At 74.0% G+C, this 22,619-nt stretch carries 24 protein-coding genes; 14 read left to right on the top strand and 10 right to left on the bottom strand.

Annotation, left to right across the window (positions count from 1 at the left end; translation table 11 throughout):
- Positions 1-65: 65 nt before the first annotated feature.
- From GA0070610_RS24960 to GA0070610_RS24950, 3 genes are all read left to right on the top strand, one after another.
- Entirely contained in the window at positions 66-248 is a 183-nt protein-coding gene (locus GA0070610_RS24960) for an antitoxin (RefSeq protein ID WP_089002298.1), read from the top strand.
- A 192-nt stretch (positions 249-440) separates the two neighbouring features.
- Positions 441-1,646 (top strand): cytochrome P450, encoded by a 1,206-nt coding sequence (locus GA0070610_RS24955; protein ID WP_089002297.1) that lies wholly within the window; start codon positions 441-443, stop codon positions 1,644-1,646.
- A gap of 4 nt (positions 1,647-1,650) precedes the next feature.
- Positions 1,651-1,887, top strand: coding sequence for a ferredoxin (locus GA0070610_RS24950; RefSeq protein WP_089002296.1), 237 nt, complete (start codon positions 1,651-1,653; stop codon positions 1,885-1,887).
- Positions 1,888-1,994: 107 nt separating this feature from the next.
- On the opposite strand, the gene GA0070610_RS24945 is transcribed toward GA0070610_RS24950, so the two are convergent.
- The 9 genes from GA0070610_RS24945 to eccB form a co-directional block, all read right to left on the bottom strand.
- A complete protein-coding gene (locus GA0070610_RS24945; protein WP_089002295.1) occupies positions 1,995-2,597 on the bottom strand; it encodes a hemerythrin domain-containing protein in 603 nt (200 codons plus the stop codon).
- Positions 2,598-2,776: 179 nt separating this feature from the next.
- Positions 2,777-3,448: a C39 family peptidase gene (locus tag GA0070610_RS24940; protein WP_089002294.1), complete on the bottom strand. Its 672-nt coding sequence runs from the start codon at positions 3,446-3,448 to the stop codon at positions 2,777-2,779.
- A gap of 323 nt (positions 3,449-3,771) precedes the next feature.
- Complete coding sequence (locus GA0070610_RS24935; protein WP_089002293.1) at positions 3,772-4,179, bottom strand: pyridoxamine 5'-phosphate oxidase family protein; 408 nt, start codon at positions 4,177-4,179, stop codon at positions 3,772-3,774.
- A gap of 31 nt (positions 4,180-4,210) precedes the next feature.
- Positions 4,211-4,543 carry a DUF1232 domain-containing protein gene (locus tag GA0070610_RS24930; protein WP_089002292.1) on the bottom strand — a complete coding sequence of 111 codons (333 nt, stop codon included), beginning with the start codon at positions 4,541-4,543 and terminating at the stop codon, positions 4,211-4,213.
- Between the two features lie 45 nt (positions 4,544-4,588).
- The gene (locus GA0070610_RS24925; RefSeq protein WP_089003722.1) at positions 4,589-5,410 is read right to left on the bottom strand and encodes a hypothetical protein; all 822 of its coding nucleotides are present in this window, start codon (positions 5,408-5,410) and stop codon (positions 4,589-4,591) included.
- A 255-nt stretch (positions 5,411-5,665) separates the two neighbouring features.
- Positions 5,666-6,028, bottom strand: a complete 363-nt coding sequence (locus GA0070610_RS24920; protein WP_089002291.1) for a hypothetical protein — start codon at positions 6,026-6,028, stop codon at positions 5,666-5,668.
- Between the two features lie 170 nt (positions 6,029-6,198).
- A complete protein-coding gene (locus tag GA0070610_RS31740; protein ID WP_089002290.1) occupies positions 6,199-7,464 on the bottom strand; it encodes a WXG100 family type VII secretion target in 1,266 nt (421 codons plus the stop codon).
- Positions 7,457-7,843, bottom strand: a complete 387-nt coding sequence (locus tag GA0070610_RS24910; RefSeq protein WP_231925804.1) for a hypothetical protein — start codon at positions 7,841-7,843, stop codon at positions 7,457-7,459. The genes GA0070610_RS31740 and GA0070610_RS24910 overlap by 8 nt, the downstream gene beginning before the upstream one ends.
- Positions 7,844-7,961: 118 nt before the next feature.
- On the bottom strand, positions 7,962-9,518 hold the full coding sequence (gene eccB, locus GA0070610_RS24905) for a type VII secretion protein EccB (RefSeq protein ID WP_089002288.1): 1,557 nt from the start codon (positions 9,516-9,518) through the stop codon (positions 7,962-7,964).
- 150 nt (positions 9,519-9,668) lie between these two features.
- On the opposite strand from eccB, the gene GA0070610_RS24900 reads away from it, so the two are divergent.
- The gene (locus GA0070610_RS24900; RefSeq protein ID WP_089002287.1) at positions 9,669-10,850 is read left to right on the top strand and encodes a type VII secretion protein EccE; all 1,182 of its coding nucleotides are present in this window, start codon (positions 9,669-9,671) and stop codon (positions 10,848-10,850) included.
- Between the two features lie 13 nt (positions 10,851-10,863).
- Here the strand turns inward: GA0070610_RS24900 and eccD are convergent, their stop codons facing one another.
- Positions 10,864-12,261, bottom strand: coding sequence for a type VII secretion integral membrane protein EccD (gene eccD / locus GA0070610_RS24895; RefSeq protein ID WP_089002286.1), 1,398 nt, complete (start codon positions 12,259-12,261; stop codon positions 10,864-10,866).
- 167 nt (positions 12,262-12,428) lie between these two features.
- Here eccD and eccCa point away from each other — a divergent pair, with 167 nt between their 5' ends.
- The 10 genes from eccCa to GA0070610_RS30710 all read left to right on the top strand — a co-directional run bounded on the left by eccCa (position 12,429) and on the right by GA0070610_RS30710 (position 22,558).
- Complete coding sequence (gene eccCa / locus GA0070610_RS24890) at positions 12,429-16,391, top strand: type VII secretion protein EccCa (protein ID WP_089002285.1); 3,963 nt, start codon at positions 12,429-12,431, stop codon at positions 16,389-16,391.
- Positions 16,392-16,487: 96 nt separating this feature from the next.
- Complete coding sequence (locus tag GA0070610_RS24885; protein WP_089002284.1) at positions 16,488-16,910, top strand: YbaB/EbfC family nucleoid-associated protein; 423 nt, start codon at positions 16,488-16,490, stop codon at positions 16,908-16,910.
- A gap of 18 nt (positions 16,911-16,928) precedes the next feature.
- On the top strand, positions 16,929-17,222 hold the full coding sequence (locus tag GA0070610_RS24880; RefSeq protein ID WP_089002283.1) for a hypothetical protein: 294 nt from the start codon (positions 16,929-16,931) through the stop codon (positions 17,220-17,222).
- A gap of 31 nt (positions 17,223-17,253) precedes the next feature.
- Entirely contained in the window at positions 17,254-17,979 is a 726-nt protein-coding gene (locus tag GA0070610_RS24875) for a hypothetical protein (RefSeq protein ID WP_172896589.1), read from the top strand.
- Between the two features lie 27 nt (positions 17,980-18,006).
- The gene (locus GA0070610_RS24870) at positions 18,007-18,270 is read left to right on the top strand and encodes a hypothetical protein (protein ID WP_157747228.1); all 264 of its coding nucleotides are present in this window, start codon (positions 18,007-18,009) and stop codon (positions 18,268-18,270) included.
- 157 nt (positions 18,271-18,427) lie between these two features.
- Positions 18,428-18,736, top strand: a complete 309-nt coding sequence (locus GA0070610_RS24865; protein ID WP_089002280.1) for a WXG100 family type VII secretion target — start codon at positions 18,428-18,430, stop codon at positions 18,734-18,736.
- Positions 18,737-18,764: 28 nt separating this feature from the next.
- Complete coding sequence (locus tag GA0070610_RS24860; RefSeq protein ID WP_089002279.1) at positions 18,765-19,043, top strand: WXG100 family type VII secretion target; 279 nt, start codon at positions 18,765-18,767, stop codon at positions 19,041-19,043.
- An 82-nt stretch (positions 19,044-19,125) separates the two neighbouring features.
- The gene (locus GA0070610_RS24855) at positions 19,126-20,589 is read left to right on the top strand and encodes a S8 family serine peptidase (RefSeq protein ID WP_089002278.1); all 1,464 of its coding nucleotides are present in this window, start codon (positions 19,126-19,128) and stop codon (positions 20,587-20,589) included.
- A 33-nt stretch (positions 20,590-20,622) separates the two neighbouring features.
- Entirely contained in the window at positions 20,623-21,204 is a 582-nt protein-coding gene (locus GA0070610_RS24850; RefSeq protein WP_231925803.1) for a hypothetical protein, read from the top strand.
- A gap of 16 nt (positions 21,205-21,220) precedes the next feature.
- Entirely contained in the window at positions 21,221-22,558 is a 1,338-nt protein-coding gene (locus GA0070610_RS30710) for a WXG100 family type VII secretion target (protein WP_157747227.1), read from the top strand.
- Positions 22,559-22,619: the final 61 nt, after the last annotated feature.

Genomic DNA, 22,619 nt, shown 5'->3' with positions numbered 1-22,619 from the left:
TCCGTCTGTTTGCGCCAGCGACCTCAGGGAACGCAGAGATCGGACCCGGATTCGAGGAGGACCCGATGAGCGACTTCATGGACAAGGCCAAGGACTTCGCCGACAAGCACGACAAGCAGGTCGACCAGGGCCTGGAGAAGGGCGGCGACATGGCCGACAAGCGCACCGGCGGCAAGTACGACGAGCAGATCGACAAGGGCGTGGACCAGGCCCAGACGCGTACCGGCGAGGGCGACCAGGTCCGCTGAGCCTGTTGGGCGTCCCGGGTCGTCGCGGTCGACGGCCCGGGACGCTCGCTTTGCGCCGATCGACGCGTACCGCTAGCCAAGGATCGACCACTCTCGCTACCATCCGCAGTCGGAACATGACTCAACGTGGAGTAGTCCCCGACCGGGCCGGTGCCCACCCCTTGGGGCGCCGTGACGAGAGGAAGTCATCCGGTGACTGAGGCCCCCGAGACGACCGCCCCCCAGCGTTATCCGTTCAGCGACCCCGACCGGCTCGACCTCGACCCGCGCTACGCCCGGCTGCGCCGGGACGAACCGCTCACCCGCATCCGCATGCCGTACGGCGAGCCGGCCTGGCTCGCCACCCGTCACGCCGACGTCCGCACCGTGCTCGGCGACGCCCGGTTCAGCCGGGCCGCCTCGGTGGGCCGGGACGAGCCCCGCAACTCGCCGCGGCAGCAGGAGGGCGGGATCCTGTCGATGGATCCGCCGGAGCACACCCGGCTGCGCCGACTGGTGGCGAAGGCGTTCACCGCCCGGCGGGTGGAGGAGCTGCGGCCGCGTACCCGGCAGGTGGCCCACGAGCTGGTTGACGGCATGCTCGCCGCCGGTCCGCCGGCCGATCTCGTGGCACACCTGGCCACCCCGCTGCCGATCCGGGTCATCTGCGACCTGCTCGGCGTCCCGGTGTCCGACCAGGACCGCTTCCACACCTGGTCGGAGGCGATCGTGTCGACCACCTCGCTGACCCCGGAGCGGGCCCAGGAGTACATCGACAGCCTCTTCGCGTACATGGGCGAGCTGATCGCCCGGCGACGCGAGCAGCCCACCGACGACCTGCTCGGCGCGATGGTCCGGGCCCGGGACGCCGACGACCGGCTCGCGGAGGACGAGGTCGTGCGGCTGGCCGCCGGGCTGCTCGCCGCCGGGCACGAGACGACGGTCACCCAGATCCCCAACTTCGTGTACGCGCTGCTCGACCACCCCGACGAGTGGGCCCGGCTGCGGGCCCGGCCGGAGCTGGTGCCGGGTGCCGTCGAGGAGCTGATGCGGTTCGTGCCGCTCGGCGCGTCCTCGGCCTTCGCCCGCTACGCCCTGGAGGACGTCGAGCTGGGCGGCGTGCTGGTGCGCGCCGGCGAGCCCGTGGTGGTGTCGATCTCGTCGGCCAACCGGGACGAGACGGTCTTCGCCGAGGCGGACCGCCTCGACCTGACCCGGGAGGCGAACCCTCATCTCGGCTTCGGCCACGGGGTGCACCACTGCGTCGGCGCCCAGCTGGCCCGGATGGAGCTCCAGGTCGTCCTGGAGACCCTGATCGACCGCACGCCCGACCTGAGGCTGGCCGTGCCGGAAGCCGAACTGACCTGGAAGAGCGGCCTGCTGGTGCGGGGCCTCGTCGCCATGCCGGTGAGGTGGTGAACCGGTGAGTGAGTCGAACGAGCAGTGGCGGGTGCATGTGGACCCGACCCGGTGCATCGGGTCGGGGATCTGCGCGGGCACCGCGCCGAAGCACTTCGTGCTGGTGGACGGGCTGGCCCGTCCGCTGGTCGAGCGGGTGGCGCCGGACGACGCGCTGGTCGACGCCGCGGACTCCTGCCCGATGGAGGCGGTCATCGTCTCCGAGGCGGACGGCCTGCGCCGGATCGCGCCGGAGCCCTGACCGACCGGCTCCGCGTGACCTCGCGGGGGCGGACCCGACCGGCGCCGCCGGTGCGCACGAAGGTGGCCACGCCCCGGGCCGGGCGTGGCCACCGTGGGCGCGGGCGGTCAGCGCTGCTTCTCGCCCAGCTCCGCCATCGACGTGGCGCGGCCGCTCAACGCGTCGCGCATCCGGTCCACCAGGCCTGCGCCCGGGTTGAGCAGCCGGTTCGCCGGCGGCCGGTCGGGCGCGGCCGGGTGCGGCCGGGTCGGGGCGGTCTTCTTGGTCGCCTCCACCTTCTCGGCCAGTTCGACCATCTCCTCGCTGGCCACGGCGGCGCGCAGGCGGGGGAAGAGGTCCGACTCCTCGTCCTTGACGTGGTGCCGGATCGTGCTGGTCAGGTGCGCCAGCAGTTCGTCGAAGCGCGGGTCGGACGGGTCGACCGACTCCAGCTCCTTCATGGTCCGCTCGGCGTCGGCGTGCTCGGAGATCTCGTGCTCGGCGATCTGGTCGCCGTCAGGCAGTGCCTTGCGGGCGGTCGGATAGACGTGCATCTCCTCGGCGACGGCGTGACGGACCAGCTCGGCGATCATCACGTCGGCCAGCTGCCGGCGGTGCTCGGGGGTGCCCTGCCGGCTCTCCAACTGCACGAAGAGTGCTTCGACCTCACGGTGGTCGGCGGTGAGGACGTCCACCACGTCCTGACCGCTGGTTGCGGATGGGTTGGTCATGTCTGCCCCTTACCGGTTGCGGAACGGTCGGCTGTGAGCCCTGGTACCCGCGAACCGTCGACCGAACCCACGGCGAGCGATCGACGTCCCTCACCGACGACGGCCGCCCGCCGGTCCCGGTCGCGAGCGGCCGACGAGGGCCGGCCCCGCGTGGGGACCTGCCCTCGTCGGGGTACGGGTCAGGACGAGTAGCCGCGCTCGGCGATCCAGTTGGCGACCTTCTCCAGCGTCATCCAGTACTCGCCCTCGGGGGCGGCCGGGTCGGCGATGCGGATCAGGTCCCCGCCGTCGCGGTAGCCCACCAGGGTCAGGTAGTGCCCACCCTCGTACGAGTGCGGGTTGCCGACCGTGTCGACGGCGGTGCCCTTGATGTTGGCCACCACCGGCCGGCCCTCGTCGAGGGCCGCGACCACGTCGGAGCGCAGCCGGTCGACCTGCTCCGGCCTGGCCACCGAGTCCCGGATCTCGGTGGTCCGGTATCCCCGGCCGGTCAGCTCGTTGAGCACGCGGGTGGTGTCCAGGGCGGAGTCGGTGCCGGCCTCGGTGGTGCCGAGCCGCTTGGCGACCTCGTCCTGGGACAGCGCCTTGCCCAGCGCCGACAGGGCGATCCGGGTCGCGGCCGGGCCGCAGTAGTAGAAGTTGGGCTGGGCCTGGTACTCGATGCCCACCGAGCGCTCGGCGCGCCGGTCCGCGCGGCCGTTCCTGTCGGTGTGGCCGTCGGTGTGCACCGAACCGACCGGCGCGGTCGCCGCCGGTGCGGCCTGGGCGGTGGCCGCCGGGCCCGCGAGGCAGCCGCCGGCCACCAGCAGACCGGCGACGGAGAGGCCGCTCCTCTGCACGATCGAATTCATGGTCGGGCTCCAATCGGGGGTCGACGCCTCCGGCGGGGAGGCGTGCAGCACCGGGGAAAGGCGCTCGGCTCTGTGGGGATTCGACGCCCCGCGGCGGTCGGCCCGCGGGCGTACTCGGGGACGCAACGGTCCTGCTGAGGAGGACATTCCTGGCCCGCGCGGCCGGCGTACGGCCGCACGTCGGGTTCAACCGGCCGGTGGGCAGCAGGATTCCGGCGTACGGATGCCGCGCGTCACACGCCCGGCGCCGTGCGGGCGACGTCCTCGATCGCGCGGCTTCGACGGAGGACGGGGCGGCGATACCGGACGAACCGGTCAGATGGTCACAGGCTGCCCAGCAGGCGGGTCACGGTGATCTCGATGACCACCCGGTCGGGATTCGGGCGGGGGGTCCGGTAGCGCTCGGCGTACCGGCGTTCGGCCTCGGCCACGGCCGGCCGGTCGGCACGCACGACGGCCCGTCCCTCGATGGTCAGCCAACGTCGCCCGTCGACGTGGCAGACGGCCACCGGGGCGCCCCCGGGGCCTGCGGCGGCCACGTGCCGGGCCTTGCGGGACGCCCCGCCCGTGATCACCCGGGCCAGGCCGGCCGCCGCGTCGAAGGTGACCCCCACCGGTACGACGTGCGGGGTGCCGTCCGGGCGCAGGGTGGTCAACGTGGCCAGGTGCCGTTCCCGGCAGAACGCCACGACCCGCTCGTCGTGGGGCGCCAACCGATGGTCGCCGGGCATGTCGGTCCCCTGTCTCGCGGTGCGGCAGCGATCATGGCACGTGGCGCCGGCTCCGGGCGGGGTCGGCCGGCACGTCGGGTGCGCCGGTCAGCGGTCGGTTCGCGGCGCGCCGCTGCCGGACCAGCCGGCCGAGGTAGAGCAGCGCGCCGGTCAGCACCGCCATGTCGTCCAGGTAGATGGGGTCGGGAAGCAGGTCGATCGGCAGGACGGTGTAGAGCAGCGCGCCGTAGAAGGCCACCTTGCCGCTCACCCCGAGCGTGCCGAGCAGCCGGCGGGTGCGGATCACACGGATGGCCAGCACCACCGCGCCGACCAACGTGACGACCGCCACGACGCCGACGACGACCCACGCTTCCCTGGACACACCGTCACGCTAGCCCAGCGGGACCGGTTGCGCCCCGGTCGCCGGTCAGTACGCGGGGACCGCCGCCCGGCCCCGGGCGACCGACGGCACGTCGCGGCCGGTCAGCACCGGGAACTCCCGGGTCTGCTCCGCCGTACCGGCGCCCTCGATCAGCGGCAGCAGCGACGGCGACTCCTCGGCGCGGGGGCTGACCGCCGCGAACGCCTCGTCCCGCAGGCTGCGCGCCGCCTCGGCGGCGGTCTCGGCGGCCCGCCACGCGGCCTGCTCCCGTTCCCGAGCCGCCCGCTGCCGGGCGAGCAGGTTGTCCCGTACGGCCCGGCGCAGGACGAGTTCCTGCTCGACCGGGTGCAGCCGCGGGTCCCAGCCGTCGCGGTGCGCGAAGACGTCGCTGAGCTGCTCCACCGACAGCTCCTTGCGCCAGTACGCGTCGAGGGCGGCCCGGTGCAGGAAGCGCTCGCGCTCCGCGTACTCGGCGGGCGTCCGGACGGTACGCGGCAGGGGCATCGCCTCGGCGACCGCCAGCCGACGGACGTCCGCCTCGGCGGCCTCGTACGCCTGCCAGGCCGCCTCGACCTCCTCCTGCGCGGCCAGCCACTCGGCCCGCAACCGGGCGGCGGTGGTGGCGGCCCGTTCCGCGGCGACCGAGACCTCCCCGGCGTACCGGGAGCGTTCGCGCTCCTCCTCGACCCGTTCCAACTCGCTCGGCATCGCGGCGCGCCGGATCCGGGAACCGGCGTCGAACGTGAGCCGGCCGGGCCGCAGCAGCAGCAGGCCGGCCACGGCGACGGCGACGACGCCGAGCAGGCTCAGCCAGATCACGGCGGCCCGGGGCACGTCGAGCAGGACGGAGGAGAACACGTTTTGCATGGTCAGCACCTCGCGGTCGATCGAGGGGAATCGACAGGGTCTGTGCCCGGCGTACGGGCGGGTGGGTATCGGGCGCGCGTGCGGGGCGTACCGCGGCGGTGGCCGACCCGGCGGCGGACCGTCACGGGGCGGCGGGCGGCCGGGTGGGCCGGCGACGTGGCGACCGGAGCAGGGGAGCGGGTCGGAGGGACCCGTGTCGCGCGGCGACGGTTCGTCGCGGGCGGCGCCCCTGGCTGTGCAGCCGGTGGCCGACGGTCAGGCGACGGGCGGACCGCGCCGGGCGGGGTCGCCCCGGCCGGGGTCGCGGGCGGGGCCGTCCGGGCGGGCCACCGGGGCGGCGGAGGTGTCGGCCGGTGCGGCGGCGATCCGCGGCGCCGGTGCGGCGGCGGCACCGCTGACGTGCTCCGCCATCGGCTCCCGACGCGTCAGCGCGAGCCGGGCGTCGGCGGCCGGAACGGCGGCGGTGACAGCGGCCGGGCCGGTGGCGGACGGTGCCGGTGCGGCGGCGGCGCCGAGGCCCACGGCGAGCACGAGCGCGGCGACCGCCAGGCGGGTCAGCTCGCGCAGGGAGCGCAGCGTGACCGACCAGAACGGGTCGACGGACGCTACGGACGGCACGTGTCCAACCTATCGCCCGCGCCCGGCGCGTGCAGCACGGCGACCGCCCGGGAACGGGTGACCGCCGCCACGGTGTCCGAAATGGATCGTCCGGCCGGGGCGGCGCCGGACGTGCGACGGCCCACCCGGTGGTACGCCCGCCGGGTGGGCCGTCGTCGTGCGGTGGTGGGTCAGCCGTCGGTGCCGAGCACGGGCGGAGCGGCGGCTGCGCCGTCGCCCCAGACCATGTCGTCCTCCGTCAACCAGGTCAGCCGGCCGTCGGTGTCGTCGTCGTGCGCCCCCTGGCTGCCGCCCAGGACGCCGGGGCGCCCCGTGGCGCCGCGTGCGCGGCCCGCCGCGCTGGCCGCCCGGTCGCCCTGTCGCGAACCGTCCCGCGCGTTGTCGAAGCGCCGGCCCATTCCGGCGGCGGACCGGTTGTCGGCCACCGGGCTGCCGCCGGCGGCGCGGACCGCAGAGGTCGGCGCGTTGCCGCTCGCCGCGAGGGCACCGGTGCCGAGCACCCCTCCGGCCGGGCCACCCTGCGGGCCGAACTGCATGCCCGGCCCGCCGGCCGAGGCCGTCGAGGTGCCGCCCAGCCCGGCGGACCCCGTCGTGGCGGTCACGCCGGTCAGCAGCGTGGCACCGGCGAGGGAGGTGCCGGCCGCTACGCCGCCCGGAGCGCCGGAGACCGGGCTGACGCCCGGGTGCCCGCCGCCGACGGTGCCCGGCGTGGCCGTCCCGGAGCCACCGCCACCCGGCCCCGAACTCGGCGTGGCGGGGGCCGCGACGGTGACGCCGCCCGGCTGCCCGGCGAGGCCGGAGGCGGTCGGCGCGGCCGTCGGCGTGGTGGCGCCCGGGCCGCTGCGCGGGGTCGTCGAGGAGTCGCGGCTGGTCAGGCCGGGGGTGTCCGGGTGCGGCGGCGGCGGCGCGACGAGCCGGCCGTAGGCGGAGAGGTCGTAGCCGGCGGCCAGCTCGGCCACCACGTTGACCATCCGCTGGTGCGCCTTCTCCTGCTCGGCCTTGTCCTGCTGGTGACCCAGCAGCCCGCCGACCACGATGCCCGGCACGCCGAACACGGCACCCTTGGCCGCGCCGGAGAGCGCCTGGTCGTGGTCGTCGGTCTCGGCCGGGCTCTCCGCCTGCGCGCGGGCGGTGCGCAGCTCGCCGGCCATCAGGGTCAGGCCCCGGCTGACGTCCGCCATGCCGTCGCCGAGCTTGTCGGCGTAGTCGGTGACGAGCGTCAACCGCCGCTGGAACTCCTGCGAGGCCGAGCCCGTCCAGGTGTTGGCGAGCTTGTCGAGGTCGCCGCTGAGCTCGCGGGACAGCCCGTCGAGCATGCCCTTGAGCGCCGTCCACTGCGCGGCGACGCCGTCGATCTGGCCCGGCTGACCGGCCATCACGCCGTCGTAGAGCTGCTGGTGGCTGACGTGCTGGTAGCGCTGGGTGTATTCAGACACGCGGTTCCTCCTTCCGCTTCAACGCGTCGTCCACCCCGTTGAGCGCGGCGGCGATGTCGGCGGAGTTGGCCGCGTTGCGCTCCTCGGCGGTGCGGTAGTTGGCCAGGATCGTCGCGGTGGCGCTCTGCGCCGCCTTCACCGCGGCACGCAGCCGGTCGACCTGGTCCACGTAGGACTGGTGGATCTCGGAGTAGCGGCGGGAGTTCTCGGTGGCGTCGGCGAACGAGCCCAGCGCCGGTGGCCGGCTCTGCATCTCGGTGCGCAGCTTCCGCAACGCCTTCTCCGCCTCGGTCAGCCGGTTGGCCAACTTCTGGTGGAAGTCTTCCAGGGACAGCAGGTCGACTGTCGTGCGCCCGGTCATGGCATCCCCGTACGTCATCGTCGATATCCGTTGGTGAGCCTCAGGTTAGTCGACCGGCACGAGGCGGGCGACCCGCTACCGGCGTCGATCCGTCAAGTCCGGACGCGGCCCCGCCCCGGTCGCGGCCGGGCCGACCTCAGCCGTCCGCTCCCGGGCTGGCGGACGACGCGTCCGGCGAGGCAGGCGCCTCCGACTCCGGTTCCCCGGAGGGCGTCACCGGCGCACCGGACCGCTCCGGGGCGGGGCTGTCCGTCGGCTTCGCCGCACCGCCCGTCGGCTTCGCCGGGGCCGACGGCGCGGGGCCGGGCGCGAAGTGGGAGAGCGCGGCGTCCCGCGAGAGGGTGGGCCCCGTGGGCACGAGGGCCAGCAGCGACGCGGGTACGGCCAACGGGGTGACCCCCTCGTAGCCCAGCGCCGACATCGCGCCGACGCCGAGCGGGTAGCGGACGCCCTGGGCGCTGATCAGATGGACGGTGGCGCCGGGGGCGGCCGTGCCGCTCTCGCCGGCGCCCGGGGTGGCCTGCACGAGCACGCCCTTGCCGCCGGGCAGCAGCACGCCCTCGGCGGTCCGTACGCCGTCGCGGGCGCTCTGCCGCACCGGGACACCGGCGGGCTCGGCCAGCTCCGCCGGCACGCGGTCGAAGACCTCCAACGTGGTGGTGGGCGGCCCACCGTCGGCGCCCGCCCGGTAGGTCGCGCAGACCGCCGTCCGGCCGGCGTCGACCGGGTGCAGCGTGGGCAGGGCCTGCGGCATCCCGGCCTCCTCCGCCCGCTGGTCGGTCAGCAGCTTGCCGGCCTGGGCCGGGGTGATGTCGGTGACCTGGCCGCCGTCGCGCAGCAGCAGCAGCGCGCTGATCTCGCCGATCGCGGAGAGGCCCTCCCGGGTGAGCACGTAGTGCTGGCCCGCCGCCCGGAACACCTGACCGACCTTGGCCGGGCGCTCGGTCAGGGTGCTGGCCTCGTCCTCGCCCGCGATCGCCGGCTTGCGCAGGACCGGCCCGGCCGGCACGGCGTTGAGCAACTGCTGCCCCACGGGCAGGCGGGGCGCGTTGGCCATCCGCAGCGCGGCCAGCGCGGAGTCGCCGCCGCTCACCTGCAACCGCGTGTCGCCGGTGAGCAGGTGCCGCTGGCCGTCGGCCTCCACCAGCACAGCCCGGTCGCCGAGCGGCGCGCCGCCGGGCAGCGGGCGGTCGATCACCACCCGCGTGCCGGAGCGGCGGGGGTCGGCCGGGTCCGGGACGTCGCACACGGACCAGGGCAGGCCCGTCAGGGACTTGCGGTCCGGCAGCGCGTCGGGGGCGCCGACGATGCCGACCGTACGGCCCCGGGGCCGGTCCCGGATCGACGCCTGGGACATCGTGCGCACCTGCGGGGCCGGCTCGTTGATAATCAGCCGGGCCGAGGCGTAGTTGAGGGTCGGGTGCAGCTTGCCGTCGACGAAGACGTACGTCGCCCCGGTCTCCCGCTCGATCACCAGGGTGTTCGGCTCCAGCGGCGCCGTGTTGCCGGTGAACTGCCCGTACGCGCCCACGCCGCCGAGCACCACGGCAGCGGCGATCACGCTGCCGAAGACCGCCATGCCGAGCCGCCGCATCGGCAGGTTGCTGGTCTCGGGGTCGCCCGACAGCAGCGCCGAGACGATCCGGCGGGTGACGAAGCGGTACGCCTGCACCTGATCGCGGCGGGTCCGCATGACTTACCTCCGGCGGGGGTGGGTCCGCGACGAGCAGGTCCGAGTCGGTGTCGCGGGCTTCCCTACGATAAGGGGCCGTCGACGGGTCACCGGGACCAGCGCCCGACCCGATCCGGCGGACGCTCCGCCGTCCAGAAAGGACTGTCAGCGATGACGCAGGTTCAGGCGCCACCCGGTCGTCCGGCACCGCAGCCGTCCGGCGTCGCCGGGCGGCCGGTCGTCCCGGCCGACCGGCGCGACCGTGGTCGGATCGGTCCCGTCGCCGTGGGGCAGCTCGTCGTGCTGGAGCTCTGCGCCCTGGCCGTCTGGGCGGCGCTGGGCGGCCCCGTCTGGCTCGCCGCCACCGTCGGAGCGCTGTCGCTGGCGGTGGCGGTCGCTGTCTTCGCCCGCCGCGGCGGCCGCTGGTGGTACGAGGACCTGCTGCTGCGCCGCCGGCTGCGGCGGCGTCGGGAGGCGGCCAGGAGCACCGTCGCGGCGGGCGGCGGGGCCGACCCGAGGCTGGCCGCTCTCGCCCCCGAGCTGACTGTGACGGAACTCACCGACCGTGGCACCCGGCTCGGCATCGGGCAGGACGCGCAGGGCTGGTTCGCGGCGGTGGCGTTGCAGGGCCGCGCCGGGGCGCCCGCCGGATCGGTCGAGGCGGCGGTGCTGGACCGGGCGCTGCGCGTGCTGGCCGACTTCACCGGCCCGGTCACCCGCGCCCAGGTGGTGTCGCACACCCTGGTCTGGTACCCGGCACCGGGTGCGCCCCCGGCGGCGCACCGGACGGTCTGGCTGGCGCTGCGGCTGTCCGTACGCGACGCCCGCGTCGAGACCGTCAGCCGGGGCGGCGGCATGCCCGGCGTGCACCGCACGCTGGCCGCCGGGATCGGCCGGCTGGGCAAGGCGCTGACCGCGGCCGGGCTCGACCACCGGCCGCTCGGCCGCGACGAGCTGCGGGCGGCGGTGGTCTCGGCGGCCGGGCTGGACCTGGCGCCGGCGCCCCCGGCGGAGACCTGGACCGGGCTGCGCGGCGGCGGCTGGACCCAGCGCTGCCTGGTGCTGCGGCCCCGGGCCGACGCGCCCTTCGGCCCGCTGGTGGACGCGGTGACGGCGACGTCCGCCCCGTCGCACACCCTGGCCGTCGTGGTGCTGCCCGGTGGGCGCGTCGCCCCGCCGATGCTGCGGGTGGCGGCGCTCGACGACCACGTGGAGGCGCTGGTCAAGGCGGTGCGGGAGGTGGCGCGCCGGTCGGGCGCCCCGGCCCGCCCCGTGGACGGCCAGCACGGCCCCGGCGTCTACGCCACCGCCCCGGCGGCCACCACCGTGACGACCCTGCACCCGACCGCCTGAGCGCGCGGGCAGGTCAGGGGCGGAGGTTGACGATCCAGCCGTAGAGGCCGACGACCCAGACGGCCAGCGGGATCAGCGCGATGATCAGCATGATCTCCACGATGTCGAGCAGCCGGCCCCAGACCGGGGAGATCCGCTTGCCGGCCACGGTGAGCCCGTAGATCAGGCTCACCACGGCCGCGAGCACCAGGCCGCCCAGGATCAGGCCGAGGCGTACGGCGGTCGAGCCGTTGCCGAACGTGGCGGCGGCGGTCAGGCCGAGCCCCGCGGTGCCGGCGAACAGGACCGGGGTGCGCTGGGCGCGGCCCAGGAACGGCCGGGCCCGCAGCAGCGACAGCAGGGCCAGCACGAGGCAGAGCAGCACCGCCGGCAGGCTGCCGTGCAGCGCGAGCACCACCTGGGCGCCGAGCACCAGCAGCGACACCGTCCAGAGCAGGCCCGTCAGGAACTCGTCGGCGCGCTCGCTGAGCTGGAGCACCTGCCGGCCGTCCACCGACTCGGTGTCGGTCTTCAGGTCGTCGGGCCCGGTCGGGATGGACGGCACCGGCAGCCGGGCCAGCCGGTACGCCGCCATCGGCAACGCCGGCACCGCGCCGAACGCGATCGCGGCGACCACCGCGGCGGCGGCCGGCGCGTCGGTGTCGAAGGCCAGGCTGACCAGCGCGCCGAGGCCGGTGGCGGCGCCGACCGCGACCGCGCCGAAGAAGAGCGGAAGCCGGTCGCCGACGGCCAGCGCGGCCACCGCCGCGCAGACCACCACCGCCGTGGCGGCGAGGAGCACGTGCGGCGCCGCCAGCTCCGTCAGCGGGCGGTCGCCGGCGAGCAGCAGCAGACCGCCGACCCCCGCGTACGCCAGGCCGACGACGCCCAGCACCGACCCGGTCGCGCTGTCGGCGGCGGCGCGGGACAACACGGCCGCGGTGACCACCAGGGCGACCGCGACCACCAACGCGGCCAGCGCGCCCGGCAGGTGCGGCGGACCGGTGAACAGCGCCGCCAGCGCGCCGGCGCCCAGGGCCGCGGCGGCGAAGAGCACCGCGAAGGAGCGGGTCGTGCCGACCTGCCAGGCGCCCGGGCGCTGGTTGGTGGCGGTGGCCACGGCGTCGACCACGTCGTCGAAGACGATCTCCGGCGCGGTGGCCGAGCGGGGGTTGAAGTAGAGCACCTCGCCGTCGCGGATGCCGAGCTGCGTGGCGGTCCGGCCGCCGTCCAGCGGCTGACCGCCGAGCCGGGCCAGGCTCCAGCCGCCGTGCCGCACCCCCTCGTCGGCCAGGTCCTCACCCGCGTAACGGAGCAGGGTCGGCAGCAGGTCGGCGAGCGGTACGTCCGACGGCAGCGCGAGGTCCATCCGGGTGCGGGGCGCCACGATGGTGATCCGGCTCAGGCCGCCGGTCGCCGTCTTCGTCGCCACAGTGGCCTCCTCGCGCTCTCTACGATCACCCCTGGCCGGCGACGCCGACGCACGGGTTCCTGACGCCCACGGGAGATTACCTACGATGGCGGGCACGTACGATGCCCACCCGACGACTCCGGTCGCTCGCCGAACTTCATCAGGGCCGCTTCTGGGAGGAGACAGCCGTGAGCACGGTGGTGTTCCGCCGGCTCCCGCGTCAGCCGGGGCCAGCGCTGCCGCGAGGCGAGGTGCTGCTGGAGTCGCCTCCGGAGCTGCCCGAGCCGACCCCGCGCGGGATGGGGCAGCTGCTGATGATCCTGCCGATGGTCTGCGGCGTGGGCGCCATGGCGTTCCTCTACGCCGGCCGGGGCGGCGGCACGATGACCTACATCGCCGGCGGCCTCTTCGGCGTCTCGATGCTAGGCATGGCGCTCGGATCGCTCAGCCACGGCAACAACGACAAGGCCGAGCTGAACGCCGACCGGCGCGACTACATGCGCTACCTGGCCCAGATGCGCAAGCGCACCCGGCGCGCCGCCGAGCAGCAGCGGGCGGCCATGGCCTGGCGGCACCCGGAGCCGGACGCGCTCTGGTCCATCGCCGCCTCCCGGCGGCTGTGGGAGCGGCGGATCACCGAGGACGACTTCGGCGAGACCCGCATCGCCACCGGCCCACAGCGCCTCGCCGTGGAGATCGTCCCGCCGGAGACCAAGCCGGTCGAGGACCTGGAGCCGATGAGCGCCATCGCGCTGCGTCGCTTCGTACGCGCCCACTCGAGCGTGCCGGACCTGCCGACCGCGCTCTCGGTACGGGCGTTCAGCCGGGTGGTGCTGCGCGGTGACCGGGAGCCGGTGCTCGACCTGACCCGGGCCGCGCTCGGTCAGCTCACCACCTTCCACGCCCCGGACGACATGGTCGTCGCGATCGTCGCCGCACCGGACCGGCAGCCGTCCTGGGACTGGGTCAAGTGGCTGCCGCACAACCACCACGGCGCGCGGACCGACGCGGCGGGCGCCCGCCGGATGGTCTTCGCGAGCCTCGCCGAGGCGGAGGAGGCGCTCGCCGGTGAGCTGGCCGGCCGGCCCCGCTTCGCCCCCGAGGCGAAGCCGCTGACCACCGCTCCGCACCTGGTCGTGGTGATCGACGGCGGCGAGGTCTCGGCGGCGTGCCAGCTCATGGGGCCGGGGCTGCTCGGCGCGACCGTGATCGACCTGTCCGGCACCGTGCCCCGCGACGCCGGCCGCTGGCTGCTCTGCCTCGACGTCGGCGACGGCAGCGCCCTCGAACTCGTCCGGGGCACCTCCTCGTCGCGGCTCGGCCGGCCGGACCGGCTCACCGAGGCCGCCGCCGAGGGGCTGGCCCGGCAGATCGCCCCCTTCCGGCTGTCGCAGCAGCAGACCACGTCGGAGGAGCCGCTGGCCAAGAGCATGGAGCTGCCGGACCTGCTCGGCGTCGGCGACGCCGCCGCCGTCGACGTGCAGCAGACCTGGCGCCCGCGCAGCCACCGCGACCGGCTGCGCATCCCGCTCGGCGTCGGGCCGGACGGCAACGTGGTCGAGCTGGACTTCAAGGAGTCCGCGCACGAGGGCATGGGCCCGCACGGCCTGATCATCGGCGCGACCGGCTCCGGCAAGAGCGAGCTGCTGCGTACGATCGTCGGCGCGCTGGCGGTGACGCACTCCTCAGAAGAGCTCAACTTCGTCCTGGTCGACTTCAAGGGCGGTGCCACCTTCGCCTCGCTGGACGCGCTGCCGCACACCAGCGCGGTGATCACCAACCTGGCCGACGAGCTGACGCTGGTCGACCGCATGAAGGACGCGCTGGCCGGCGAGATGACCCGCCGCCAGGAGGTGCTGCGGGCCGCCGGCAACTACGTCTCCCGATACGACTACGAGAAGGCCCGGGCGGCCGGCGAGCCGCTGGACCCGATGCCCAGCCTGCTGATCATCTGTGACGAGTTCAGCGAGCTGCTCGCCGCGAAGCCCGACTTCATCGACCTCTTCGTGATGATCGGCCGGCTGGGCCGGTCGCTCGGCGTGCACCTGCTGCTGGCCAGCCAGCGGCTGGAGGAGGGCAAGCTGCGCGGCCTGGACACCCACCTGTCGTACCGGATCGGTCTGCGTACCTTCTCGGCGGTGGAGAGCCGGATCGTGCTCGGCGTGCCGGACGCGTACGAGCTGCCCAACGCCCCCGGCCACGGCTACCTGAAGACCGACACCAGCACCATGCTGCGGTTCCGGGCCGCGTACGTGTCCGGGCCGTACCGCGCCCCGGGGCAGGCCGCCGCGTCGTCGCGGGCGCTGGTGCAGCGCCGGATCGTGCGGTACGGGGTGGACTTCGTACCCCTGCAGAACCCGACCATGCCGGTGCCGGACGCGCCCGAGCCGGAGCAGCCCGCCGACGGCAAGGTCGTGGCGATGCTGGACGTGCTCATCGACCGGCTCAAGGGGCGGGGCCGCCCGGCGCACCAGGTCTGGCTGCCGCCGCTGGCGGAGCCGCCGGGCCTCGGCGAGCTGCTGCCGCCGCTGAGCGTCGATGCGAGGTTCGGCCTCTGCACCGCCTCCTGGGTAGGGCGCGGGCGGCTGGCCGCTCCGGTGGGCATCGTGGACCGACCGTACGAGCAGCGCCGTGACCCGATGCTGGTGGACCTGGCCGGCGCCGGCGGCAACGTGGTGATCGTCGGTGCCTCGCTCAGCGGCAAGAGCACCATGCTGCGCTCCATGCTCGCCTCCCTCGCGCTCACCCACACCCCGCGCGAGGTGCAGTTCTTCTGCCTCGACTTCGGTGGCGGCGCGCTGCGCAGCCTGGACGGGCTGCCGCACACGGCCGGCGTGGCCGGGCGGCGGGACACCGAGGCGGTACGCCGCACGGTGGCCGAGGTGGTGGCCGTCCTGGACGAGCGGGAGAACCGGTTCGCCCAGCACGGCATCGACTCGGTGGCCAGCTACCGCCGGCGCCGGGCGGCCGGGGAGTTCGCCGACGACCCGTTCGGCGACGTCTTCCTCGTCGTCGACGGCTGGAACACCCTGCGCCAGGAGTACGAGGAGCTGGAGCAGACCATCACCACCCTGGCCAACCGTGGCCTGGGCTTCGGTGTGCACGTGGTGCTGACCGCCGTGCGGTGGGCGGAGATCCGGATCAACATGCGGGACCTGCTCGGCACGAAGCTGGAGCTGCGCCTCGGCGATCCCAACGAGTCGGAGATCGACCGGCGGGCCGCGGCGAACGTCCCGACCGGCTCGCCCGGACGCGGTCTGACCCGCGACAAGCTGCACTTCCTCACGGCCATCTCCCGGATCGACGGTCGGCGCGACATCGACGACCTGACCGAGGCGTCCATCGCCCTGTCCCGGCACGTCGCCGAGGCGTGGAAGGGCCAGCCGGCACCCAAGGTCCGGCTGCTGCCGCGCCGGCTGCCCCTCGGCGAGTTGGCCCGGGTCGTCGACCGCTCGGCGCCGGGCCTGCCGATCGGCGTCAACGAGTCGGCGCTGGCGCCGGTCTACCTCGACCTCGTCAACGAGCCGCACCTGACGGTCTTCGGCGACGCCGAGTGCGGCAAGACGAACCTGCTGCGGCTGATCGCGCGGGGCATCACGGAGCGCTACAGCCCGGCGCAGGCCCGGCTGGTCATCGCCGACTACCGGCGCGGCCTGCTCGGCGCGGTCGAGGGGGACCACCTGCTCGACTACGCGCCGTCGAACCAGGTCTTCGCGCAGGGGTTGGCCTCGATCCGCAGCGCCCTGTCCAACCGGCTGCCCGGCCCGGACGTCACCACCGCGCAGCTGCGCGACCGCAGCTGGTGGAAGGGGCCGGACCTCTACATCCTGGTCGACGACTACGACCTGGTCGCCTCGGGCGGCAACAACCCGCTCAGCGCCCTGCACGAGCTGCTGCCCCAGGCCCGCGACATCGGCCTCCACCTGATCATCACCCGGCGCGTGGGTGGCGTGGCCCGGGCGCTCTACGAGCCGGTCCTGCAACGCCTGCGCGAACTGGACCAGCCCGGCCTGCTGATGTCGGGCAACCGGGAGGAGGGTGCGGTCTTCGGTACGCTGCGGCCGAGCCCGCAGCCGCCGGGCCGGGGCACGCTGGTGCGCCGGCGCGACGGCCAGCAGCTCATCCAGACCGCCTGGGCGGAGCCGGTCTGAGGTCTCCCGCCGATGCGGCGGTCGGCGGGACCGCCCCGGTGTGACGGCATCCGGTAACCTGCGGCACGAGCGTCGCAGTCGACGAGAGGGACCGTTTTGAGCACATCGTGGACGCCCGGCGGCGCGGGAGTGGCCGGCCTGCAGGGTCTCCTGCAGCAGGCGCAGGAGCAGCAGCGCCGGCTCGCGGACTTCCAGCGGCAGCGCGCCGAGCTGCGGGTCGTCGGGGAGAGCCCGGACGGCCTGGTCCAGGTCACCGTCGACGGTGACATGAAGGTCGGCGACATCGAGATCAACCCCCGGGCCATGCGGCTGGACAGCTTCACGCTGGTCGAGTCGCTCCAGGCGGCGATCGACGCCGCCTACGCCGCGCACGCCGAGCGGCAGCGCGAGCTGGTGGAGGAGATGGTCGGCGGCGCGGACCTGATCCGGCGGGCCGAGGCGGGGAAGGTGACCCCCGAGGAGTGGTTCCGTCAGTTCGGGGTGGACATCAACGACCCGCTGCGCCGGCTGCGCGGCTGACGACGAAGGGGGAGGACAGTGGCGAACACGGTCGACGTCGGCGCGATCAGGGATGCCTCGAAGAAGCTCGCCGCCGAGGACGGCCCGAAGGCGTTCCTGCGCAACGCGAAGGAGAAGCTGGACGAGGTCAAGCTCTCCAGCTTGTCCATGACCATCCTGGGCATCGGCGCCGTGGGCAGGCACAACGCGGTGATCGACGAGCACGTCGACAACCTGAGCAAGGGCGTCGAGCACCTGCAGAAGGCGGCCGACAACCTTCAGCAGACCGCAAGCAACTGGGAGAAGTCGGACCAGCCCTGGGTGGTCAAGTGACCTCGCGGGCGCAGGACGCAGGGAGGCGCTGATGCCGGAGATCCTGATCGCCAATTCCTCGGGCTCGGTGGTGGGGACGCACAGTGTCGCGGCGCAGACCGCGCCGGTGCGTACGCTGGCCGGGGCGGCCCGCGCCAACTGGATGTGGCTGGCCGGTGCCGGCATCCTCATCGCCGCCATCGTCCACCTCGAGTCCTTCGACAACGACGAGATCTCCAAGGCCGTCAAGAACTGGGGCGACGCGGCCGCCTATCTCGGCGGGGACCAGTTCGGCAAGGCGATGGAGAGCGTGCCGCCGTCCGCCGAGGAGTGGAACTTCGAGGACCGCGCGGCGTTCGACACGTTCGTGCAGCAGCTCAACATGGAGGTCGCGGCTCTCGCCGAGGCGCTCAACGCCAACAAGGACGCGTTGCAGGGCCTCCAGGACCACTACAACTCCGTGATCGACGCGCTGGTCGCCGTGTTGACGACGATCCTGATCGCGGTGATCGCGGCGGTGGCGCTCCAGGCGTTCCCGCCCACCATCCCGCTGGCGAACGCGATCGGGGTGGCCGGCCTGACCGCCAGCATGGCGATCATCGCGCTCGTCTTCCAGGACATCGGGTCGGCGCTCTCCACCATCGCGAGCTCGTTCCGGGGGGCCGAGGTGCACCAGTTCACCGCCGAGTCCAGGCCGGGCTTCGCCTCGGGGCCCGATCCCGACATCAAGGACATCAAGATCGACTGGGTGCAGGATTCGGGGTTCTACACGGCCTGAGCGGCCGGACGAAAGGTGGGCGGCGCCGTGGCGTGGCAGACGGTCCTGTTCGTGTACGCACTGGTCGCCCTGCCGGTCTTCGTCGTGCTCGGGCTGGTCGCGCAGGTGACCGGCTCGCGTCCGGTCCGGCGGGTGGCGGAGATCGTTGTGCTCAGTAGCGCGGCCGCGTTCGCGGTGGCTCTCGGCTCCGTCGCGGACGACGGACTGCAGTGGGCCACGGTAGTGATGCTGATCGTCATCTTCGTGGGGGGCCTGGTGATGCACGTCCGCTCGTACTCCCGTTCCTCCTAGGGGACGCGGCCGTCGAGCGGCTGGCTGGGGCAGGGCTGCGCATATTGGACGGCGTCCGCTACCGTCTTGGCTGAGTGTCCGTCGGTGGGGTGATTGCCTTGCGGCGGGGGAGGACGCGGCGACTGCGCCGCCACAAGAAGACGGAAGGGTGTGAAGCATGGCGTTCGAGGTCGAAGCAGCGACTCTGCATACCGCCGCGGGTGACGTGCGCTCCACGCGCAGCGATGTCGACGGCGAGCTGAAGAAGCTGTGGAACGTGGTCGACGACCTGGCCATTGCCTGGAAGGGGCAGGCGTCCACCGGCTTCCAGTCGCTCATGCAGCGCTGGAACGAGGACACGGGCAAGCTGCTGACGGCGATGGACAACATCGCCGACCTGCTCGACAAGTCGGGTACGACGCACCAGGTCAACGACGAAGAGCAGCAGCAGATGCTGGACAAGTTCCACTCTGCACTCAACCCGTGATCCGCCGACACGAGCAGGGGAGGAACTCATGAGCATCAAGGTCGACTACGCGGTCCTCGAGAGCAGCAACCAGCAGATGATGGCCATCTCGCGGACCATCGACGAGAAGCTGGACACGCTGCGTTCGATGCTGTCCAAGCTGCAGTGGGACGGTGAGGACCGTGCCGCCTACGAGCAGCACCAGGCGCAGTGGGACGCCGCCGTCCGGGACATCAACAAGATCCTGAACGACATCGGTGGCGCGGTGGGCATCGCCCGCGAGAACTACGTCAGCACCGAGATGAGCAACGCCAAGGCGTGGAACTGACACAATCGCCGACGCGGCTCCGGTCCGGTTCGACCGGGCCGGAGCCGCGTCGCGTTGTGCGTCGATAGGTCCTGGGAGAATCATGCGTGCGGGCAAGCCTTCGCGGTCCAAGCTCCGGCTGGCCGTCGCGGCGCTGACGGTGGTCGTCGGCGTCGGTTCCGGTCCACTGGCCGCGCCTGCTCCGGCACACGCCGACACGGTGCGCGGCCTTCAGTGGTACCTCGACACGATGAAGATCCCGCAGGCCCACAAGCTCACCAAGGGCAAGGGCGTCACCGTCGCGGTCATCGACAGCGGTGTCGACGCGAGCCTTCCCGACCTGCGCGGCCAGGTCCTGCCGGGCAAGGGCGTGGGCGCCGCGACTGCAGCGGACGGCCGGCGCGACGACGACAGGGAGTTGGCCCACGGCACGGCGATGGCGGGCATCATCGCGTCGCGAGGTGGCGGCGTGATGCGGTGCCTCGGCATCGCGCCCGAGGCGCGGATCCTGCCCGTCGCGCTCGGCAGGCCCTTCGACACGGGAGACGTCGCGGAAGCCGTCCGGTGGGCGGCCGACGCCGGCGCGGACGTGATCAACCTGTCCATCGGGTCCGACGCGCAGCCCAGCCCGGAGGAGGTCGCGGCCGTCCGGTACGCCCTGGACAAGGACGCCGTCGTGGTCGCCTCCGCCGGCAACCGGAAGCAGGGTGCCCGGGGCGTCGGCAGCCCGGCGAGCATTCCCGGCATCATCGCCGTGACCGGCCTGGCGAAGGACGGCGGGCACTTCGCCGACAGCGTCGGCGGGCCGGAGGCGGTGCTCGCCGCGCCCATGGAGAAGATCATCTCGCCACGGCCGACGTACGTCTCGCCCAACGGTTACGGCCTCGGCAGCGGCACCAGCGACGCAGCCGCCATCATGTCCGGGGTGGCGGCGCTGGTCCGCGCGAAGTATCCGGACCTGGACGCGGCCAACGTGGTGAACCGGTTGATCCGCACCGCCCGCGACAAGGGCCCGGCCGGCCGCGACAACCAGTACGGCTTCGGCGCGGTCGACCCGCTCGCCGCGCTGACCCGGTCCGTGCCGGCGGTGGACGCGCACCCACTGCTCGCCGGTGCCACCGGGGGTGCCGGCCCGTCCGCGGGTGCCGCGACGCCGTCGAAGGGCGACGGTCCGGCGGTGTCGATCAGCATGAAGAAGGACACCGGCGCGCTGGTGCAGGGAGCGCTCTGCCTGCTCGTGCCCCTCGCGCTGCTGATCCTCGTGATCGTGCTGGTGCGCCGGTCCCGACGGAAGGCGGCCGTCGTCCGATCCGGTCCGCCCGGTTACCCACCGCCCGGTCACGCACCGCCCGGTTACCCACCGCCCGGTTACCCACCGCATGGCGCAGCACCGGGCATGCCCGCACCGCCCCAGGCGGGGCCCCCGCCCGGGTACGGCCCGACGCCCACCGGCGGACCCCACCCGTACGGTGCGCCGCCGGGACCCCAGGCCGGGGCCTGGCCGCCGCCCGGCGCCGCGCCTACGGCACCCCCACCTCCGCCGGCTCCCGGCGGGCACCAGCAGTAAGCCAGATTGTCAGTCGGCGACGGGGAGGAACCGATGACGGACGACCGGACGAGCCCACGGGTGGACAGGACGGAGCAGCCGGACGAGATCCGGGTGGACACCCCCTACATGCCCATCACCCCGCTGGCACCCACCGTGCACGTCAGCGGCATCACGATGGACAACGTCAACCGGGCGCAGACGCCCTCCGGCCTGGTGCCGGGGGCGGGCGAGAGCGGCGACAACACGGAGTGGGACGCGTCCAGCCTGGACAGCGCCATCGAGTGGTTGGAGTCGCACGCCTCGTTTCTCAACAAGCAGTCGTACACGATGGTCGAGATCCAGGACAAGATGGGCGGCGCGGCGGCGTCGAGCGGCATGAACGGCGTGGGCGGCGGGGCGACGAGCCCGCTCGGCGCCTTCGACCGGGCGGGCGACCTGGCCCGCAAGCACGGCAGCCTCTTCACCGCCACGCAGCAGAGCGTCCGGAAGCTCGCCGAGGACCTCTACCAGGCCGCCAACGCGCTGCGCGAGGTCAAGGAGAACTACGAGACGGCGGAGAAGGCGAACGCCATGTCCGCCGCCGAGATGGAGCGCGCCTTCAGCCAAGCCGCCACCAACGGATCCAACGGCTGATCGGGAGGGTGACAGGATGCCGAGCTGGGAAGAGATGTGCCAGCAGATCGTCGTCGCGGGCAGGCCGGGCGACGTCACCAGCGCCGCGCTGGGCTGGGAGCAGCTGCTGAAGAACCTGAACTCCGTCAAGGAGAGCCTGGAGACGAACGTCGCCGATCTCGGTGAGGTGTGGAAGGGCCCGGCGTACGAGTCCTTCAAGACTCACATCAAGCAGATCGCCACGGACACCGGACGGGTCGTCGACGACGCCGAGAAGCAAAACGGCATCGTCCAGTCGCTGAAGACCGCCGCCGACAAGCTCAGTGCCGCGCAGGCCGACTTCCCCATCCCCGCGAGCTGCGTCAACGACGTGCTGGAGGCACGCAACGGCCGGATCGTGATCGACACGGGCCTCTTCGAGATGAAGGTCAAGCCCGACTTCCTGGGCCTGCTCGACCCGCTCACCTCGCTCGCCGACTGGATCAACGACAAGTCCGAGGAAGCGGCCAAGGTCTACAACCAGGTCAGCGGCGACTACGTGACCGTCGACTCGGGCACGCCCGGCCAGAGCACCCCGATCCTCGACAGGACTCCGAACGTGGAGACGCCGGACCTCGGCGGCGGCCCCGGCGCCGGCAGCCCTGGCGGCGCACCCAGTATGGGCGGAATGCCCTCGACCGGCGGCATGCCGGGTGGCGGCATGCCGTCGCTCAGCGGGGCCGGCGTGCCCGAGACCGGGAGCGTCGGTGTCGGCTCCACCGCGCACCCCGGCCTGAACGGCGGCGGCTACACGCCGGGCACCGGCTACACCCCGAGCACCGGGGGCTACCCGCCGAACACCGGCAGCCTCGGCGAGAACTACGGCAGTGGGCTGGCCGGCGCCGGCGCCCCGCCCGTCTCGGGCCTCGGCGGTGCCGGTGGCGGCGGCCTGCCCGGCACCTCCGGGCTCGGTGCCGGTGGCGGGCTGGGCTCCGGTGGCGGCGGCCTGGGCGGCGGGGGCGTGATCCCGGGCGGCGGCTCGCTCGGCCGGCCGGTGAGCCCCAACATGGGTCCGATGATGGGCGGGGGCGCGGCCGGCGCCGGACGCAACGGCGGCCGGGGCGGCGGCAAGCTCGGCGCCGGCGGCAAGCTGGGCGCGGGCGGCATGGGTCCGATGATGGGCGGCGGTGCGGCCGGCGGGGCCGGCCGTGGCGGCGGGCGCGCGGGTGCCGCCGGTGTCGGCGCCAAGGGCGCGGGGGCCCGGGGTGTCGGTGGCATGGCCGGTATGGGTGGCGCCGGCTACGGCGACGAGGAGACCGCGCGCAACACCTGGCTGGAGGAGGACGAGGACGTCTGGGGTGCCGACGGCGGCGGTACGCCGGGCATCCTGCGCTGACGCTGACGGAGCGCCGTCCACCGCACGGTGGGCGGCGCTCCGCTCTGTCCGGGGCGCCGTG

The sequence above is a fragment of the Micromonospora echinofusca genome, assembly GCF_900091445.1.
In the GTDB taxonomy this organism is placed as follows: Bacteria; Actinomycetota; Actinomycetes; order Mycobacteriales; family Micromonosporaceae; genus Micromonospora; species Micromonospora echinofusca.
The sequence above is the reverse complement of the archived record's forward strand: the minus strand, read 5'-3'. Positions and strand labels throughout refer to the sequence as shown.